An 18,597-nucleotide genomic window follows, 5' to 3' on the forward strand; every position below is an offset into this window, starting at 1 on the left:
ATAATGTTTGTAGGTATGTGGTATGCCACATGCCTGTAATAGGAGGTGAAAGGTAATCGTGAGTCATTCGGACAGCGATGCGAGGTCTCTGGATCTGTTCGAGGCCGTGGAGCGAGAGTCCACCCTCGCACAGAGGGTCGGGCAGAAGATCCAGCAGGTGATCGTCCAAAACCGCCTGAGGCCCGGCGACCGACTCCCCTCGGAGCGTGATCTGGCAGAGCGCTTCGGCGTCAGCCGCACCGTGATCAGGGAGGCCGTCCGGTCCCTCATGGCCAAGGGGATACTCGAGGTCCGCGCGGGCAGCGGCACGATCGTGCGCGCTCCCTCCACCAGCTTCCTGTCGGACTACCTGGAGCTGTACCTCTCGATGCGCTCCGGCAAGTTTGACTACCGAAAGGTGGTGGAGGTAAGGCGGCTGCTGGAGGTTGAGATAGCTGGGCTTGCCGCCGAGCGCAGGGACGAGGAGGACCTGCGTACCCTGGAGCGGATATTGGCACAGGCCGAGGAGCACCTGGATGACCCGGATGCCTTCGTGGAGCTCGATGTGCAGTTCCACTCCGCCTTGGCGCAGGCCACGCACAACGAGCTGTTCCTCGTGCTCCTTGAGTCCATAGCCGGGGTGATGGTCCAGGTGAGGTTGCTGGGCCTCAGGGTGCCTGGCACGCCTCAGAGGGCACTGGCCTACCACCGAGATATCTACCAGAACGTCCAGAGGGGCGACCGAGAGGGCGCCCGGCGGGCTATGGACAGGCACATGGACGAGGCCGAATCCACCATGCGGGAGGCTATGGCCGGTGACGCAGATGGCTAGCTCGGACAAGCTCAGGATCGCGGTAGCAGGTGCCGGCTTCTGGGCGGCCTACCAGATAGCTGGTTGGCTGGAGCTTGGGGAAGTCGAGGTGTGCGCCATATACAACCGCACCCGTGCGAAGGCTGAGTCGCTGGCGTCGCGCTTCGGTATACGGGCGGTGTACGACGATCCGCAGAAGATGCTCCTGGAAGCCAGGCCGGATGCTTTGGACATAATTACCAGCCCCGACACCCACGAGGAGCTTGTGGGGCTTGCCGTGGCTTGTGGAGTGCCCGTGATCTGCCAGAAGCCGATGTCCACGTCGTTGGAGTCCGCGGAGCGGATGGTGGAGGGGGCACGTGCTGCAGGGGTGCCCTTCATCGTGCACGAGAACTGGAGGTGGCAGAGGCCGATCAGGCAGCTCCAGCAGCTGCTCGCCTCCGGGATGGTGGGGAAGCCTTTCAGGGGCAGGCTGGAGTTCAACTGTTCCTTCCCGGTCTTCGACAACCAGCCCTTCCTGAGGGAGCTGGACAGGTTCATCATCACGGATGTTGGCAGCCACGTGCTGGACGTGGCGCGCTTTCTTTTTGGAGAGTTCGATTCCATCTACTGCAGGGCCCAGCGGATCCATGGGGACATCAAGGGGGAGGATGTTGCCACGATCGTGCTGGCCAGAGGGGACCTCACGTGTACCTGCGAGCTGAGCTACGCCAGCAGGCTGGAGCACGAGAGGTTTCCCGAGACTTACATCCGGGTGGAGGCGGATGCAGGCGCACTCGAGCTGGGCCCTGATTACTGGGTGAGGGCCACAACGGAGGAGGGCACTCACTCCAAGAGGTATCCACCCAGGAGGTACTCCTGGGTGGATCCTGCCTATGAACTGGTGCACTCGAGCATCGTGGATTGCCATCGCGATATCCTCGCCGCGCTAAGGGGAGAACGCAGGGCCGAGACCGATGCCGAGGACAATATCAAGACCGTGCGGCTGGTGTTTGCCGCCTACGAATCAGCGCAGAGGGAGGAGGTAATCAGGCTGTGAGCATACGGAGTTTGCCCCGCAGAACTGTGGGCGAGTGGGAGGTCACGAGCACTCGTGAGTACGAGAACCCCTTCGTGGACGTCGAGGTCATCGGCAGGTTCATCTCCCCATCGGGGCGCGAGTGGCGAGTACCTGGCTTCTACGATGGTGATGGCGTCTGGAAGGTGAGGTTCAACCCGGGCGAGGAGGGTCGCTGGGCCTACAGGCTGGAGTCCTACCCGGAGGATCCCGAGCTGAGGGCGGAGGGCACTTTTGAGGTCCTGCCGCGGGAGGCTCGAGGCTTTCTCCGGTCCGTTCCCGGGCAGGCTTGGGGTTTCATCTACGAGTCGGGTGAGCCGGTGTTCATCCTGGGAGATACGGTCTACAACCTGTTCGGCATGGCCCACTGTGGGGCAGACGTGGAAGCCTTTCTTGAGCGGCGCGCATCCCAGGGATTCAACCTCCTGAGGGTCCGAGTGCCGGTCAGCCCTTTCCACCCACCCAAGGGGTACAGCGAGTGGCAGACGCGGCGCACCTGGCCCTGGGAGGGTAGCGAGCAGGCTCCAGTCTTCGATCGGTTCAACCTCGAATACTTCGCCACCGTTGATAGGGTGGTGCGCAAGGTTGAGGAGCTGGGCCTCGGACTCGAGGTCATAATGGAGGCCTGGGGATTCGAGTTCCCCTTCAACAGCAGGCACATCTTCGTGGCCGAGTGGGAGGAGCTCTGGATGCGCTACCTGGTAGCCAGGTACGACGCCTACAGCTGCGTCTACTTCTGGACGCCCATGAACGAGTACGAGTTCTACCCCAACGGCGACTGGCACTACAAGCCCACGGCCGACAGGTGGGCGATCAGGATAGCCAGGTGGCTGCGGGCCAACGCCCCCCACGGGCACATCGTATCGCTGCACAACGGACCTTGGGATCCACCCTTTGCCCACAGGTTCAGGTCGGATCCCAAGGCGATAGATACCATCATGTTCCAGTTCTGGGGTACCACCGGCCGGGACGATGCGTGGCTGGCGGCCGGCATAGAGGACAGGATAGCCTACTCCCTGGGCGGCTGGTACGGCACGGCCGTGTTCGCCGAGTACGGCTACGAGCGTAATCCCGCCCTACCTTTAAATATTCCCGGTCACGAGTTCTGCGATCCCGAGCACACCCGCCGTGGCGCCTGGAGGGGAGCCTTCTGCGGTCTAGGGGTGATCCATGGGTTCGAGAACTCCTGGGGGCCTTTCATGGTGCTGGAGGAGGACCAGCCCGGGCTGGAGTACTTGCTGCACCTGCGCAGGTTCTTCACGGAGGTCGTGCCCTTCCACCGTCTCTTGCCAGATGCCTCCCTGGTGGTATCCGATATCTCTGAGCAGGGTGGCAAGCCCCTGGCACTGTCCTCCCCCGAGAGGGACGTGCTCGCGGTCTACCTGCCGCGAGGGGGAGAGTTCAAGTTGAGCGTCAATCCGCCCGCAGACCCATGCTGGTACGACCCACGCACCGGTGAGGTGCTCGCCGCGGAGGCCTCTCCAAGTGGCGGGTGGGTGGCTCCCCAGTCCGGGCCGGCAGACAGGCCCCACGACTGGGTATGGTTCTCCACAAGCGGTCGATAGGAGGTGATGCTATAGGGTAGTGTAGTGATCACTTTGGGGTGGAATCTAGGTGCAGGAGTTTTTATTAGGAGGAGGATAATCGATGCCAAGAGGAGGCAAGATCAACAGGAGAGAATTTCTCAGGGCCTCGGCACTAGCTGCGGCTGGTATAACGCTGGCGGCATGTGGTGCCAACCAGGCCACGCCCACGACGGCGCCTGGAGGGGGAGCCAGTCCATCCCCCACGGGTGGTGGAGCTAGTCCCTCGCCGACTGCCGGTACTGCTGGAGGTGGGTCCACATCTGGGGAGGCAGTGCGTCTGAGGTTTATGACCTGGCTAGATGCTTCTGGGAAAGCCCTGATGGACCAGGCGATCAAGGAGTTTGAGCAGCAGCATCCCAACATACAGATCACGCAGGAGACCGTTGCGGGGACCGGAGCGGCCACGTATCCGGATGTACTCAAGACAGGTATGGCTGGGGGTAACCCTCCCGACCTGTTCTTCATGTGGGGTGGTTCCCTGGCGGCGCCTTTTATAGACGCCAACCAGGTGATAAGGATGGAGCAGTACTACAAGCGATACGGGTGGGACAAGGTGCTCATACCACACGCTGTACAGGCGATCAAGAGAAAGGGCGCATTGTATGGTGTTCCCATTCACTATCAGGGCATGGGTTTTTGGTACCGCAAGGATATATTCCAGAAGTATGGGCTGCAGCCTCCCAAGACCTATCAGGAGTTGGAGCAGATATGCCAGAAGCTGAAGGAGCACAACATAGCGGCTTTGTCGATGGGAGGCAAGTACGGTTGGAACGTCATGAGGCTGTTGGACTATTTTATTGAGATGGAGGCTGGGCCCGAGAAGCACGACAAGCTGAACAGGCTTGAAGCCAGCTGGGATGACCCGGCGGTAGTCAACGCGTACAAGCTGCTCAACAAGTGGGCCAGTAATGGCTGGATACCGGAGGGGTTCATGGCTGTGACGCCCGATGATGCGCGCATACCTTGGTTCCAGGGCAAGGCAGCCATGGTGTTCGAGGGTGGCTGGATCATTCCCGTGATCAAGCAGCAAGGACAGGACATAACCAAGTACGGGTATATAGTGCCACCAACGGGGCACAAGCCTGAGAGGATATCCGCATTTCCTGAGCAGATAATGATAGCCAAAGCTTCGAAGCATCCGGATGAGGCGGCAGAGTTCATCAACTGGTTCATACAGCCCTCTATACAGGAGAAGTACTACGATATATCGGGCTCTACCGCCACGGCCAACGTCAAGCTGGATCCCAAGAAGTACCCATTGGTCAACGAGTGGAACCAGGTGGTAGCGACCCACGAGGCGTATCCACCCACCGACCAGGCTTTCTACAAGGAGCTGATGGATAGCTACTTCCGGGTGCAGGATGCGATCATAGATGGCAGGATGACTCCCGAGCAGGGGGCCAAGGAGATGCAGAAGGCTGCGGAGGAATGGAAGGCGCGGAACCCTGGCAAATGCGGCATGTGTTAGCTTGGCCTGGGGGCAGCATACACCTGCCCCCAGGCATGTGCATGTTACGGAGGGAGTTAGATGGACTTGCTTGAGGTTTCCAAGGGAGTAGGGGAGAGGCTGGCGGAGCGTGAGGTCTCCAGGGCTTCGTACATGTCCCGTTTTCTCCGTAAGAGGGTGAGCGTGACGCCTTACCTTTTCCTGCTGCCGGCGCTGGTCATATATCTGACATTCCTGGTGTACCCTGCGATCTACTCGTTGTATCTGAGTCTGACCGAGTGGGATGGTCTGTCTCCCCAGAAGAAGTTCGTAGGCTTGCAGAACTACATCAGTCTTTGGGGGGATCCCGTCTTCAGGTTAGCTCTCAGGAACAACGTCATATGGACGGTGGTCACGCTGCTGGTGCCCACGATCGGAGGGTTAGCTTTGGCGGTAGCGCTCAACCAACCTCTGAGAGGGCGCAACCTATTTCGGGCGGTGTTCTACGCTCCCGGGGTGCTGCCGTTGGTGGCTGTGGCCTCCATCTGGGGATGGATCTACAATCCCAACTTTGGCTTCATCAACGAGATGCTGAGGCACATAGGTTTGGGCAGTCTGGCGCATGGTTGGCTGGCGGACTACGACACGGCGCTGCCTGCGACGTTGGTGACGGCGATCTGGCAGGGGATTGGGTTGCCGATGATGTTCTACCTGGCAGGGCTGCAGGTGATACCCCAGGAGCAGTACGAGGCGGCGGCGATAGATGGTGCCAATGCCTGGCAGAGGTTTTGGCACATCACGTTGCCTTGGCTTAGTCAGACGCACGTGATAGTGATCACGCTGGCTGTGATCTCGTCCTTCAGGGTGTTTGACTTGATCTATGCCATGACGTATGGGGGACCTGGGCAGACGACGCAGGTGTTGGCGACGTGGATGTATTTCAACACGTTTCAGTATTACCATGCCGGGTATGGTTCGGCGATAGCATGGGTGATAGCGGCCATATCGTTGCTGGTGACCATACCTTACATACGGCTGATGGCCAGATCTCAGCAGGAGTAGTGTGATGGCGGTGGAAGTGAGCTTGTCGAGGAGACCACTGGGTTTAGGTAGGGTGTTGTTGTACTTGGTGCTTGGGTTGCTTGGGGTGGTATGGTTGTCGCCGTTTGTGATAGTGGTGATAACGGCGTTCAGGTCGGAGGCTGATTTTTTCAACTACGGGGTGTTTTCGATACCGCACTCATTTGAGTGGCGCAACCTTTTGGACGCCTGGGAGATAGGCAACTTTCAGGTATATTACCGCAACAGCTTGATAGTATCCTTTCTGAAGGTGCCGTTGGGGATACTGATAGCGTCGTTGGCGGCGTATCCGCTGGCGAAGATGAGGTTTCCGCTGGACAACAGCATATTTCTATTGTTTCTGATAGGGTTGGCCGTGCCGATACATGTGACGCTGTTGCCCGTGTTCATCTTGATCAGGCATCTGGGGTTGTCCAACACGCTGTGGTCGTTGTTTCCGCCGTACATAGCTTTTGGGTTGCCGTTGCAGATCTTCGTGATGCGGGGTTTCTTCAAGATGATACCTACGGAGCTGCTGGAGGCAGCCCGATTGGATGGGGCGACGGAGCTGAGGAACTTCTGGTTGATCATGATGCCGTTGGCCAAGCCGGCGTTGGCCACGCTGTTCATCATAGATTTTGTGAGCACTTGGAACGAGCTGCTGATAGCGTTGGTGCTGCTCAACTCTGAGAGTGTGAGGACGGTGCCTTTGGGGTTGCTCAACTTCCAGGGGCAGTACTCGTCGCAGATCACCGATCTGAACGCGGGGATATTGCTGTCGATATTGCCGATCATAGTGGTGTTTCTAGCGTTTCAGAGGTATCTGGTGGCTGGTTTGACGGGAGGGGCGCTGAAGGAGTAGAGGGGAGCATGAGGGGACTGGCTTCTGCACCTGGCAAGATAATCCTGTTTGGGGAGCACGCGATCAACAGGCAGCAGGCGGGGATCTCGGCGGCGGTCGACAGGCGAGCGTATGCGCTGGTCACCCTGGCTGGGAGCGATGTGGAGCTGGTGTTCAGGGCTGAGGGGCAGCGGCTGACCTGGGAGGGGCTTGGGGAGTTCCGGGCTAGGGTGGATGCCCTCCGGACGCACCACGATCTCTATGGCATAAGGGATTTGGTCCGCGGGGATTTCTTTGCGCCCGCCAAGTACGTGCTCTCGCTCCTTAGAGATCGGCTAGGCTACGATGGTGGCTGCAGGGTGGAGTGGAGGTCCGCCCTCCCTATGGGTTCTGGGATGGGGTCGGGGGCAGCGGCCAGCGCGGCCATGATAGGGGCGTTCGCGACCGCCCTTGGGCGAGATCTGCCGCCGGTGGAGGTGGCGCACCTTGCCTGGCAGGGGGACATCCTGGCACACGGAGGGGTGGCCTCGGCTTTGGACAGTAGCGCGTGCACTTTGGGAGGATGCGTGCTGGTCTCGACCTCCTGGCCTCCGAGGACGCTGAGCGGCGTGCTCGAGCTGCCGATAGTGGTCGGTGATACGGGGGTGAGGGCTAGCACCGGCGAGGTGAACACGAGGGTGCGGGAGGCGCTGCAGAGCCGGCCGCACCTGGGGATGCTCTTTGAGGAGATAGGGCTGCTCGTCGAGCGCGCCGTGCCTGCGTTGGAGAGGGGCGACTTGCAAGTGGTGGGGCGCCTGATGCACATGAACCACCTGCTGCTGAGGGAGCTGGGTGTCTCCTGCCCGGAGCTGGAGCGGCTGGTGGAGGCCGCCCTCTCGGCGGGCGCCTGGGGGGCCAAGCTCTCCGGCTCGGGGGGAGGGGGCATAATGGTGGCTTTGGCGCCCGGAGACCGCGTGGCAGAAGTCGCTTGTGCCCTGGAGGGCGCGGGTGGACGCCCGATGGCGCTGAGGGTGGGCGTCGAGGGCGTGCGCTCGGAGCCTGTGGAGCTGTGGGACAAATTAGGAGAGGAGATGTTGCAGCATGCGGATTCCGAAAGGTAGGGTCGTAGATCTCACGCACGTGCTGCTGCCCGGGAAGGAGCAGTACACGCTGGAGGTGGCGCGCCGCAACGAGCGCCACGGTCGGGAAGGTGACATAATGAGTGTGGTGTATATGTGGTCCCATGTGGGCACCCACGTGGAGGCGCCGTTGCACTTCCTCTCGGACGGTGCGGATACCGCCAGCATCCCCATCGAGAGGCTGATGGGCCCTGCTATCGTCCTCGACTTCAGGCACAAGCAGGTGAACGAGGCCATCACCTTGGAGGAGGTTAGGTCGGCGGGGGACGTGCGGGAGGGCGATAGGGTGCTCATCATGACCGGCCGGCACGGCCAGTACCGCACCCCACAGTCGCACGACAGGCCATACCTGTCGGAAGAGGCCGCCAGGTGGCTGGTCCACGACCGGCGGATCAACTGCCTGGGCACGGACAGCTCAGGCTACGAGGTGCGCGGCGTGGATCATTATCCGAACCACCGCCTGTTCAACGAGGCCGGGGTGCCGGTCATTGAGTGCTTGTGTAACCTGGTGGAGCTGCGGAGGCAGAGGGTGTTCCTGATAGCGCTGCCGCTGCCCGTCGTCGGGCTGGATGCCTCGCCGGTGCGGGCTATAGCCATAGAGCCGGAGGACGAGGATGACATCTGGGGTTAGGTTGGGGGCTGCGCTCTTCAACGCCGACCACAGCAGGCTGGGGGAGGAGCTCGCCAGGGTGGAGGCGGCGGGGCTGGATTTCGTGCACCTGGATGTGTTCGACGGGCGGTTAGTGCCCGACCTCGGCTTTCCCCCCAGGACCATAGAGCACTTGAGGCCCCTGACTCGACTGCCCTTCGAGGTGCATCTGGCTGCCGAGGAGCCGCTCAGGTTCCTGCCGGTGCTCAGGGATGCGGGGGTGGACCTCCTGCTCCTGCACGTCGAGAGCGTCCGCCTGCTGTACGAGGCGGTGTTCTCGGTGAGGGATGCCGGGCTGCGCGTGGGGTTGGTGTTCGGCCTGGGCACGCCGCTCGAGCTCCTGCCGCCCGTGGCGGGTATGCTGGATGCGGTGCTGTTGCTCGCCAGGGTGACGGGCGAGGGCACCAGGGGGGCGAGCTTCAACCCCATGGTCATCCCGAGGGTGAGGCGGGCGCGCGAGCTCATAGATCAGGCCGAAGCGGGCGTAGACCTGCAGGTCGCCGGCGGGGTGCGTCGGGAGCACGTGCGCGACCTCGTGGCCGCCGGTGCTACCTCCCTGGCTCTGGGGGGAGGGATCTACAGAGTGCCCGACATGGGCGCCGAGGTGCGGGCGATTCGTCGCACGCTGGCGGGGGAGGCGGTAGATGTCGGCTGAGCGCAGGTGGAGGGTGTTGATAGGCTCGAGGTCCTTCGGCCAGGCCGATCCCTCGCACATCCGGCAGCTGGAGGAGGCGGGCTGCGAGGTGGTGCCGAACTCCTTGGGCAGGGCCTACAGGGAAGAGGAGCTGCTCGAGCTGCTCCCGGAGATGGACGCGATCATCACGGGCACGGACGAGCTCACCGCCCGGGTGATAGAGGCGGCGGGTCGCCTGAGGACCATCGCCAAGCACGGCGTGGGACTGGACAATATAGACCTGGAGGCCGCCAGGCGGCGGGGAATAGTGGTGACCGCCACGCCCGGCGCCATCCACGACTCCGTGGCCGACCTGACCATGGGGCTCATCATCGCCGTGGCCAGGCAGATCGTGCCCGCCCACAACTCGACGGTCGCTGGGGAGTGGCGCAACTTCGTGGGCCTGGAGCTGAGGGACAAGACGCTGGGGATAATAGGCCTGGGGCGGATAGGCAAGGGGGTGTGCCTGCGGGCGCTGCCGTTCGGGATGAGGGTGGTGGCCTACGACCTCTATCCAGACGAGGAGTTCGCGCGCGCGCACGGAGTCAGGTTCGTGGGGCTGGAGGAGCTGCTGGCTACCTCGGACGTGGTCACCCTGCACGCCTCCGCCGGCAACGATGGGAGGCTGCTGGGGCGCCGCGAGATCGGCCTGATGAAGCCTGGGGCTATATTTATCAACACGTCTCGTGGTAAGTTAGTGGACGAGGGAGCGCTCTGCGAGGCGCTGGCCGTCGGCAGGCTGGCTGGAGCGGGGCTGGATGTGTTCGAGGAGGAGCCCCCCAGAGGGCCTCTGCTGGAGCTGCCGAACGTCGTCCTGACGCCCCACATAGCGGGCCAGACCAGGGAGGGCATGATCAGGATGGGAGAGATGACCGTGCAGAACTGCCTGCGAGCCCTGCGAGGCGAGGAGCCTCTATACAGGGTGGTATGAGGGGGAAGAGATGGTGACGGACAAGTTGAGGCTAGATGGCAAGGTAGCGCTGGTGACTGGTGGTAGCCAGGGACTGGGCAGGGCCATGGCGGTGGCGTTGGCGGAGGCCGGGGCGGACGTGGCGCTCTGCGCCCGCAGCCGGGAGAGGCTGTGCGCCGTGGCCGATGAGATCCGCGCCCTGGGCAGGGGGGCCCTCGTGCTGCCGGCAGACCTGTCGGACGTCGATGCCGCCGTGGGGGTGGTGGACGACGTCGTCCGCCGGCTGGGGAGGCTGGACGTGCTGGTGACCTCCGCCGCCACCCAGCTCCGGAAGCCCGCGCTCGAGGTCACCCTCGAGGAGTGGGACCGCCTGGTGGCGGTGAACCTCCGCTCCGTGTACTTCATGTGCCAGCGCGCCGCCCAGCACATGATCGCGCGCGAGGACGTGCCGGCTGGGGCTTCCAGGGGCAAGATCATCAACATAGCCTCTCTAACCTCCGTGGGGGCCTGGCCCGACGTGAGCGTGTACGCCACGACGAAGGGGGGCATCCTGCAGATGACGAGGGCGTTCGCGCTGGAGTGGGCCAGGTACCACATCTGCGTCAACGCCATAGGCCCTGGCACCTTCCACACGGAGCTGACCGATGCCCTGTACTCGGACCCGGAGCGCGCCCAGAGGATAGTGTCGCGCATCCCGCTGGGCAGAGCCGGGCTGCCGGAGGACCTGGCGGGGGCGGTGGTCTACCTGGCCTCTCCCGCCTCGGACTACGTTACCGGCCAGGTGCTGTGGGTGGATGGGGGCTTTATGCTGATGGGAGCGGGCCTATGAACCCGAGGGTGATGCTTTACGGCCGCGATCAACCTCTGCCGGAGAGGGTGCCCCTCTCGGCCGGTCCCCTGAGGATGGTGTTCGAGGGCGGGGACCTGCGCTACATCAGGTTGGGCGACCTGGAGGTCTGGCGCAGGGTCTACGTGGCGGTGCGCGACCGGAACTGGAACACCATCCCCGCCAGCATCTCCAACCTGGATGTGGTGGCCGGGGAGGGCTGGTTCCGGGTGCGGTACGACGCGGAGCACGTGTCCGGAGATATAGACTTCTACTGGCACGCCAGCCTCGAGGGGGATCGGGATGGCCGGATCACCTGCGAGATGGATGGGGTGGCCAGGTCCACCTTCCTGCGCAACAGGATAGGCTTCTGCCTGCTGCACCCCATAAGGGAGTGCGCGGGCCGCAGGGTGGAGGTCGAGCACGCCGATGGATCCCTGGAGGAGGGGGTGTTCCCCAGGGTGATATCGCCCCACCAACCTTTCATGGATATCAGGGGGTTGGCGCATGAGCTACCGAGCGGTGGCTGGGCCAGGGCCAGCTTCGAGGGGGACGTGTTCGAGATGGAGGACCAGCGTAACTGGACGGATGCCTCCTTCAAGACCTACTCCACCCCGCTGGCGCTCCCCTTCCCGGTGGAGGTGCCCGCAGGCACGCGGATACACCAGAGGGTCACGCTCTGGCTCGAAGGCGGTGAGGTCTCACAGCAGTACATCGTTCGGGAGGCAGGGCGTGTGGAGCTGTCGCTATCACGGGCGAGCGGGCAGGTACCCGAGTTGGGGCTGTGCGTGCCGAGCGATGGGAGGGCACACTCCCCCCGGGAGGTCGACAGGCTGCGGGCTATGGGCCCGACGCACCTGCGAGCCGAGCTCTGGATGCGCGGCCGATGGCGGGACGAGCTCGCGCGGGCGCTGTCGCTGGCGGGGGCGCTGGGCTGCCGGCTGGAGCTGGCGGTGTTCGCTCCGGAGGAGGCCGGCTGGGCGCCCGCGCTGCTGGACGCGGTCGGGCCGCACGCTGCCCAGGTGTCCCGGGTGCTGCTCTTCCACGAGGCGGACAGGCTCACCAGAGCGGAGCAGCTTGAGCACCTGCGGGCCGAGCTCTCGCGGCGGGGGCTGCGCCTGCAGGTAGGGGGCGGGACCGATGCCTACTTCGCCCAGCTCAACCGCAGCAGGCCCGAGCCCTCCAAGCTGGACTGTGTGTGCTACTCCGCCAATCCCCAGGTGCACGCCGAGGATAACTCCTCCCTGGTCGAGAACCTCGAGGGCCAGCTTTATCCCGTGGTGAGCGCCAGAGAGGTGTTCGGTGAGCGGCCGGTGTACGTGACCCCCCTCACCCTTAGGCCGAGGTTCAACCCCGCGGCGACCGCGCCGGAGCCGCCGGCGAGCGAGGGGGAGCTGCCCTCGCAGGTGGACCCCAGGCAGATGTCGCTGTTTGGGGCGGCGTGGACCCTGGGAGCGCTCACCTACCTGGCGCTGGGGGGCGCTAGCGGCGTGACCTGCTACGAGACCGTGGGCTGGCTCGGGGTGATGGAGGGCGCGCAGGGCTCCCCCCTGCCGGAAGCCTTCGGGTCCGTGCCGGGCGGGGTCTTCCCGCTCTACCACGTGCTGGCCGACTGGTGCGAGTTCGTCGGTGGGGAGTGGCGGGCCCTGGAGTCGAGCGATCCGCTCTCCGCCGTGGGGATCATGCTCCGCCGCGGGGGGAGAGCGACGCTGCTCGTGGCCAACCTGCTGCCCACGGCCAACAGGATCGTGATCAGCGGGGAGGATCTGGAGCTCCGGCTGAGGGTGCTGGATCAGGGGAACTACATGCGAGCCGTGACCGACCCCGAAGGCTACAGGGAGTCGGAGTGGAGGCGCGTAGCGAAGTGGGACGGCAGGTTCGAGCTCGAGCTCGGGCCCTACGCCGTCGCTCGGATGGACGTAGCAAGCTAGATATTACGGAGGTGAGCCATGCAAGCTGTCATCATGGATGCCCCCAGGCAGGCGCGTGTGGGCCAGTGGGAGGCCCGCCAGCCAGGCGAGGGTGAGGTGCTGGTCAGGGTGAGGTCCGTGGGCGTGTGCGCCGGCGACATGTACTTCTACCTGGGCAAGAACCCCTACGCCGTCTATCCCCAGGTGTGCGGTCACGAGATATCCGGCGTGGTGGAGTCCCTGGGGGAGGGCGTGCGGGGGCTGAGCGCGGGCGACCATGTGGTGGTCGAGCCCTTCATCGGTTGCGGCCGGTGCTACGCCTGCCGGATCGGCAAGCGCAACTGCTGCCGCCGGCTGCAGATCATCGGCATCCACCGCCCCGGAGGGTTCGCGGAGTACGTGCTGGCCCCGGCGCAGAACGTGCACAAGATCCCAGAGTCCCTGCCCTTCGAGCGGGCGTCGCTGTCGGAGCCGATAGCCATAGCTGTGCAGGCCAGCCGAAGGGGCCAGATCACGGCCGAGGACCAGGTGCTGGTGATGGGCTGTGGCCCCATAGGCCTGGCCTTGATCGATGTGCTCAGCGCCAAGGGGGCACAGGTCTTCGCCACAGATATCAACCCCGCGAGGCTGGACGCGGCCTCGCAGCTGGGCGCACGGCCCCTGCCGGGGGGCGAGGAGCTGCCCTCCAGGGTGTCGGAGCTCACCGAGGGGGACGGTATGCCGGTGGTGATCGAGGCGACAGGCAACCCACAGGCGATGCGGCAGGCGGTAGACCTGGTGGCGCCTGGGGGCAGGGTGGTCATCGTGGGGCTAGTGCCCCAGGGGGTGGATGTGCCCATGCCTGGCCTGGACTTCACCCGGAAGGAGATGACCATCCTGGGCTCGAGGGCGTCGGTCAACTGCTTCCCGGAGGCGATCGAGCTGCTGGCGGGCGGCAAGATCCGCTACGCGGACCTGGCCACAACCTTCAGCTTGTGGGATGCGCCAGCGCTGTTCGCCGACTGGGCGCAGCATCCGGGCTCCGTGCAGAAGGCGATACTGAGGGTCGACTGATCGCTAGCCCCTATCCAGCCGGTAGCCCACGCCCTGGATGGCGCGCACGCAGGTCCGATCAGCGCCCGCCTGCTCAAGGCGGTTGCGCAACCGGTTGACGTACACCTTGACGACCGACTCGTCGTAGTGCTCCTCCGCGCCGTGGAGGGCGCGGAGGAGCTCCCTCTTGGAGACTACCTTCCCGCCGGCCTCCATCAGCGCCCTGAAGATCTGGAACTCGCAGGGGGTGAGGGGCACTACCCTGTCGCCGTAGCGGGCCTCGTACCTGCCCACGTCCAGCTGGAAGCGCCCGTGGACCAGCACGCCTCCCTCCCCCAGCCCCTCCCTGGTGAGGAACACCACCCGCAGGAGCAGCTCCTCCAGTGGGTAGGGGGCGACCAGCATCTGGAAGGGCGCAGGCCAATCCTGCTTGAGCTGCACCAGCCGTTGCCAGTAGGTGGCGATCAGCTCCTCCCTCACCACGATCATGAGCGGCACGGAGAACCTCTTCTCCCAGAGCTCCTGCATCAGCTGCTCCATCTCGATGGATCGTGTGCTGACATCGATCACCCAGATGTGCGAGGGCTGCTCCGTCCAGCTCTCCAGATCGCTGCTTGCCAGCTTGACGCTCCAACCCGCCATCTCCAGGTCTCGATCGGCTTGGGTGTTGGATCCCAGAGGGGAGTAGATCAGAGCGGTTGGCAGAGATGATCCCGAATCATTCACTCCAGGCCACCTGCAAGGACGTCAACTTAATTCTGTCCCGGCGCTGTGTTTTTTAGGTCACACATCCGTTGAGAAACCCAAGATAAATGGTATAGGAGGCACATACAAAGGGAGTGGAGGCATCCTCCACTCCCTCGGGAAGACTCATTTGCCCAGGGCTACTCTCCGCCGGAGTTGGTGAACCTCAGGACGTTGATGCCCCTGCCTATCCTCACGTTGGCCGTGCCCGCACCCAGATCGGTGGAGATGATGCCGCCGTAGGGGGCCGGTGGGCTTGCGCCCCATGGGCTGTAGGTGATGTTGGTGACTGAGTAGCCGTTGGTGGCCTCGTCCACCATGGTCGGCGTGCCCAACGGGAACCTGACGATCTCCAGCTCTGGATCGTTGTCCAGGTTGGCCCGGAGCAGGTTGCAGTAGCCAACTCTGATGTTGCGCACCCAGGTGCCGTACTCGTTGGTGATCAGGAACCTGAAGGCCGTGCCGGACGGCACACCGCCACCGTTGAGCTTGCAGATCTTCAGGGCGCCGAAGCCTCCGACGTCGTTGAAGGTCACCGTGGTAACGTTCGCCGATATGGCGACCAAGGCGACCGCGTCGCTGTACATGCTGCCCAGGTTCTCAGAGAGCAGCGCGCCCGCGGGGTTGGTTGAGATGTCGTTGACGTAGAAGCCGAGGTAGGGCAGCTCCTCGGAGACGGACAGCCTGGTGTTCATCAGGAACCTCATGCCGCCGTTGTAGATCACGCAGCGGCCAGCGCGCACCGTCAGGTTGCCGGGGGCTGCGCCGTTGGTGTCCGGCAGCACGTTGCCGTTCTGGCGAACCGTGAAGTAGAACGGCAGCAGGCTCTGGTAGGCGCCGCTGACGGTCTTGCAGACCTTGAGGACGCCGGTGGGCATCGGGGCGTTGTAGAACGTGACCACCGTCTCGTTCGTCTCATCGCCAGCCACCACGTTGATGATCGCCCACCTGCCGGAGGCGCTCCAGCTCACGAGCATGTTGTCGCCCGTCTGTATGGCCTCTGCCTCCACGTCGGTCAGCATGGTGCCGGTGTCTGGCAGCTCGCGCACGGTCACCTGGCCGTACGGCACGGGGATGAGGTCAGTGCACTCACCTATGCCCAGGCTGTAGGTGTCGTCGCGACCGTTGATGCGGAACCTGAAGTCGTTGTTCGTCAGGTAGCCTAGCGGGTCGTTGGTGTCCGAAGCTTCCTTGCAGATCTGGATGTAGCCCAGCACCGCGTCGGTGAAGGTCACCAGGGTGGTCTCGCCCTCCACTACCGCCACGCGCGCCACGCCCAAGGTGTTGGCGTCGGGGTCGGGGTTCATGTTGCGGGAGATCAGCCTGTTGGTGTTGCCCTGCGAGCCACCCAGGGCGGTGATATCCGCCACGATCACCCCTGGCTGGTACTGCTCGCGGACGGTGGCGGAGTCACCCGGTACGTCTATGGGGGCAGTACACTCGCCGGGGAAGAGTGACCAGCTCATGCCGGGCATCTCGTCTATGGTGAACACGAACTCGGTGTCCGCCAGAGAAGCGTCCAGCCCGCTGGCATCGCGCAGCTCTTTGCAGATCTCGAGGTCGTCACCCTGTGCCTTGGCAGCCCTGGGGGCGGACACCGCCGCGAGCATCGGCAGCAGGGTAGCAAGTACCAGTAACACGGTAAGAGGTAGGTTTATGACTGTACGAAGCTTAGTATACATCTCTGTAGTCTCCTTGATTATCCTCCGAGAGAATGGGGTTGAACTATGCGTTGATGTGCGTCTTGTGGCTGCTTCCCTACTACACCTCCTTCCCTTCGGGCCCATCGGCCGCGAGCCTCTGTCAATAGGGATGATAAGCATGTGAGGTTGAAAAGACGGTGTCGAGAGGTGACCCGTCGGTGACTTCCAGATAACAGCCCGGTTACGCGCACCCCAAAGGACTTATTTAATCTTGACGTACCAGAGAATTTAACTTATCCTAATATTGTTCGTTAGTTGTAATGAATTGTTGTGGAGGTGCAGATGCTCTGTGGTAAGCGCTCCGGCCTGATCTGGATGTTGTTGACCGCATTGCTCCTGATAGCTTGCGGGGCTCCCTCGGCAGAGGTGACGCCCACCCCCGGTACATCTACCCCTTCCCCTTCGCCCACCGCAGTGCCCGCCAGCCCAGCCTCACCCACCCCCGAGGCTACCCAGTCGGCCACCAGGACCATCAAGCACGCGATGGGCACCACCGAGGTGCCGGCCCATCCCAAGCGGGTGGTGGTGCTGGACACCGGCGAGCTCGATACCGCCATGACGCTTGGGGTCAAGCCTGTGGGGGCGGTGGAGGCCATCGCCGGCGAGGGGCTGCCTGCCTACTTGCAGGGCACGGAGGGCATACAGCTCGTGGGCACGATCAACGAGCCCAACCTGGAGAAGATCGCCGCCCTCAAGCCCGACCTGATCTTGAGCAGCAAGATGAGGCACGAGGCCATATACAAACAGCTCTCTCAGATCGCCCCCACGGTGTTCGCTGAGCGGACCGGCGTGACCTGGAAGGAGAACTTCGACCTGTTCGCCCGCGCCCTGGGCAAGGAAGAGGAGGCCGAGCGGGTCAAGCAGGAGTACCAGGCGCACGTCCAGGAATTTCGGCGCAAGATGGGCGATCGCCTCAAGCAGACCGAGGTCACGGTGATAAGGTTTCTCCCCGGCGACACCCGCCTGTACCAGAAGGAGTCGTTCATCGGCACCGTGCTGGAGGACCTGGGGCTGCCCCGACCGCCCTCGCAGGACGTGAACGACTTCGCGATGTACAACGTCAGCGAGGAGTTCATTCCGCAGATAGGGGGTGACGTGATCTTCGTGACCGTCTACGGCAACGAGGCTGACACCGCCAAGCGGGACTTCATGACCAGCCCTCTGTGGCAGAAGCTGGAGGCCGTGCGCGCCGGCAGGGTGTACGAGGTATCCGACGACCTGTGGATGCTGGGCATCGGGTACACCGCGGCCAACGGCGTGATAGACGACCTGGAGCGCTACCTGCTGGGCGAGGGGGCGCAGGTCACCCCCACGGCTGCCAGCGGCGAGGGCACCTCGGCCTTCCCGGTCACGATCGAGCATAAGTACGGCAAGACGGTGATCCAGAAGCAGCCCAAGCGGGTCGTCGTCATAGGCTTCAACGACCAGGACCCGGTGCTGGCGCTGGGCGTCAAGCCCGTGGCCATCCGCGACTGGTTCGGCAACCAGCCGTACGGCGTGTGGCCCTGGGCGAGGGACGAGCTCGGCGATGCCAAGCCGGTGCTGCTCCCCTCGGGAGACCTCAACTTCGAGCAGATATCTGCCCTCAAGCCCGACCTGATCGTGGGCATATCCTCGGGCATGACGGATAAGGACTACAGGACCCTGTCCAAGATCGCCCCGACGATAGCTCAGCCCAAGGGCTACGTGGAGTATGGCACCCCCTGGCAGGAGCAGACCAGGATCATAGGCAGGGCCCTGGGGAAGGAGCAGGAGGCGGAGGAGCTGGTGTCCAAAGTAGAGGCGCAGATAGAGGCCGTGCGCCGGCAGTACCCGCAGCTCGAGGGAGCGACCGGCCTGGTGGCGGCCAGGTTCGAGGGCACCCTCTACGTCTACGGCGAGCAGGATTCGCGGGGCCGCTTCCTCTCCCAGCTGGGGATGAGGATGCCGAAGGAGGTCGCGGATCTGGCCGCCGACCAGTTCTACGCTACCCTCAGCCAGGAGCGCATGGACCTGCTGGACGTGGATGCTCTCATCTGGCTGATAGGCGACCAGGACAGACGAGAGCTGGAGAGCGACCCTATTTACACCAGGCTGAAGGTCCACACGGAGGGCAGGGACATCTTTCTGGATTCCAACAGCACCCTCAGCGGGGCGATATCCTTCAGCACCGTGCTGAGCATCCCCTACACCCTGGAGCACCTGGTGCCACAGCTGGTGGATGCCCTGGATGGCAAGCCCTCTTCGGCGCTGCCCGTGGGCTACGCGGGCGCGAGCTACATAGGAGGCTGAGA

The 18,597-nt window shown here is 63.6% G+C and carries 16 protein-coding genes; 14 read left to right on the forward strand and 2 right to left on the reverse strand.

Features of this window, described 5'->3' with window-relative positions; translation table 11 throughout:
• The first annotated feature begins 58 nt into the window (after window positions 1-58).
• The 13 genes from TTER_RS10135 (at window position 59) to TTER_RS10195 (ending at window position 13,898) form a co-directional block, all read left to right on the forward strand.
• Window positions 59-811 carry a FadR/GntR family transcriptional regulator gene (locus tag TTER_RS10135; RefSeq protein ID WP_012875931.1) on the forward strand — a complete coding sequence of 251 codons (753 nt, stop codon included), beginning with the start codon at window positions 59-61 and terminating at the stop codon, window positions 809-811.
• Window positions 804-1,829 carry a Gfo/Idh/MocA family protein gene (locus tag TTER_RS10140; RefSeq protein WP_041425425.1) on the forward strand — a complete coding sequence of 342 codons (1,026 nt, stop codon included), beginning with the start codon at window positions 804-806 and terminating at the stop codon, window positions 1,827-1,829. The genes TTER_RS10135 and TTER_RS10140 overlap by 8 nt, the downstream gene beginning before the upstream one ends.
• Complete coding sequence (locus TTER_RS15975; RefSeq protein WP_012875933.1) at window positions 1,826-3,412, forward strand: glycoside hydrolase family 140 protein; 1,587 nt, start codon at window positions 1,826-1,828, stop codon at window positions 3,410-3,412. The genes TTER_RS10140 and TTER_RS15975 overlap by 4 nt, the downstream gene beginning before the upstream one ends.
• 82 nt (window positions 3,413-3,494) lie before the next feature.
• The gene (locus TTER_RS10150; RefSeq protein WP_012875934.1) at window positions 3,495-4,901 is read left to right on the forward strand and encodes an ABC transporter substrate-binding protein; all 1,407 of its coding nucleotides are present in this window, start codon (window positions 3,495-3,497) and stop codon (window positions 4,899-4,901) included.
• 60 nt (window positions 4,902-4,961) lie between these two features.
• Window positions 4,962-5,921 carry a carbohydrate ABC transporter permease gene (locus tag TTER_RS10155; RefSeq protein ID WP_012875935.1) on the forward strand — a complete coding sequence of 320 codons (960 nt, stop codon included), beginning with the start codon at window positions 4,962-4,964 and terminating at the stop codon, window positions 5,919-5,921.
• Window positions 5,922-5,925: 4 nt separating this feature from the next.
• A complete protein-coding gene (locus tag TTER_RS10160) occupies window positions 5,926-6,780 on the forward strand; it encodes a carbohydrate ABC transporter permease (protein ID WP_012875936.1) in 855 nt (284 codons plus the stop codon).
• 8 nt (window positions 6,781-6,788) lie between these two features.
• Window positions 6,789-7,859 (forward strand): mevalonate kinase, encoded by a 1,071-nt coding sequence (gene mvk / locus TTER_RS10165; RefSeq protein WP_012875937.1) that lies wholly within the window; start codon window positions 6,789-6,791, stop codon window positions 7,857-7,859.
• Entirely contained in the window at window positions 7,840-8,508 is a 669-nt protein-coding gene (locus TTER_RS10170; RefSeq protein ID WP_012875938.1) for a cyclase family protein, read from the forward strand. The genes mvk and TTER_RS10170 overlap by 20 nt, the downstream gene beginning before the upstream one ends.
• Complete coding sequence (locus tag TTER_RS10175) at window positions 8,492-9,181, forward strand: ribulose-phosphate 3-epimerase (RefSeq protein WP_012875939.1); 690 nt, start codon at window positions 8,492-8,494, stop codon at window positions 9,179-9,181. Before TTER_RS10170 ends, TTER_RS10175 begins: the two co-directional genes overlap by 17 nt.
• Entirely contained in the window at window positions 9,171-10,130 is a 960-nt protein-coding gene (locus TTER_RS10180; RefSeq protein ID WP_012875940.1) for a phosphoglycerate dehydrogenase, read from the forward strand. The genes TTER_RS10175 and TTER_RS10180 overlap by 11 nt, the downstream gene beginning before the upstream one ends.
• A gap of 10 nt (window positions 10,131-10,140) precedes the next feature.
• Window positions 10,141-10,938, forward strand: a complete 798-nt coding sequence (locus tag TTER_RS10185) for an SDR family NAD(P)-dependent oxidoreductase (protein WP_012875941.1) — start codon at window positions 10,141-10,143, stop codon at window positions 10,936-10,938.
• Complete coding sequence (locus TTER_RS10190; protein ID WP_012875942.1) at window positions 10,935-12,866, forward strand: D-apionate lactonase family protein; 1,932 nt, start codon at window positions 10,935-10,937, stop codon at window positions 12,864-12,866. Before TTER_RS10185 ends, TTER_RS10190 begins: the two co-directional genes overlap by 4 nt.
• An 18-nt stretch (window positions 12,867-12,884) precedes the next feature.
• Window positions 12,885-13,898 carry a zinc-binding alcohol dehydrogenase family protein gene (locus TTER_RS10195; protein ID WP_012875943.1) on the forward strand — a complete coding sequence of 338 codons (1,014 nt, stop codon included), beginning with the start codon at window positions 12,885-12,887 and terminating at the stop codon, window positions 13,896-13,898.
• Window positions 13,899-13,901: 3 nt separating this feature from the next.
• Here the strand turns inward: TTER_RS10195 and TTER_RS10200 are convergent, their stop codons facing one another.
• The gene (locus TTER_RS10200; RefSeq protein WP_012875944.1) at window positions 13,902-14,603 is read right to left on the reverse strand and encodes a response regulator transcription factor; all 702 of its coding nucleotides are present in this window, start codon (window positions 14,601-14,603) and stop codon (window positions 13,902-13,904) included.
• A gap of 158 nt (window positions 14,604-14,761) precedes the next feature.
• Window positions 14,762-16,303: a hypothetical protein gene (locus TTER_RS10205; protein ID WP_012875945.1), complete on the reverse strand. Its 1,542-nt coding sequence runs from the start codon at window positions 16,301-16,303 to the stop codon at window positions 14,762-14,764.
• Between the two features lie 303 nt (window positions 16,304-16,606).
• Between TTER_RS10205 and TTER_RS15815 the strand changes: the two genes are divergently transcribed.
• On the forward strand, window positions 16,607-18,595 hold the full coding sequence (locus tag TTER_RS15815; protein ID WP_012875946.1) for an iron-siderophore ABC transporter substrate-binding protein: 1,989 nt from the start codon (window positions 16,607-16,609) through the stop codon (window positions 18,593-18,595).
• Window positions 18,596-18,597: the final 2 nt, after the last annotated feature.

It is taken from the genome of Thermobaculum terrenum ATCC BAA-798 (assembly GCF_000025005.1).
Taxonomy (GTDB): Bacteria; Chloroflexota; Chloroflexia; order Thermobaculales; family Thermobaculaceae; genus Thermobaculum; species Thermobaculum terrenum.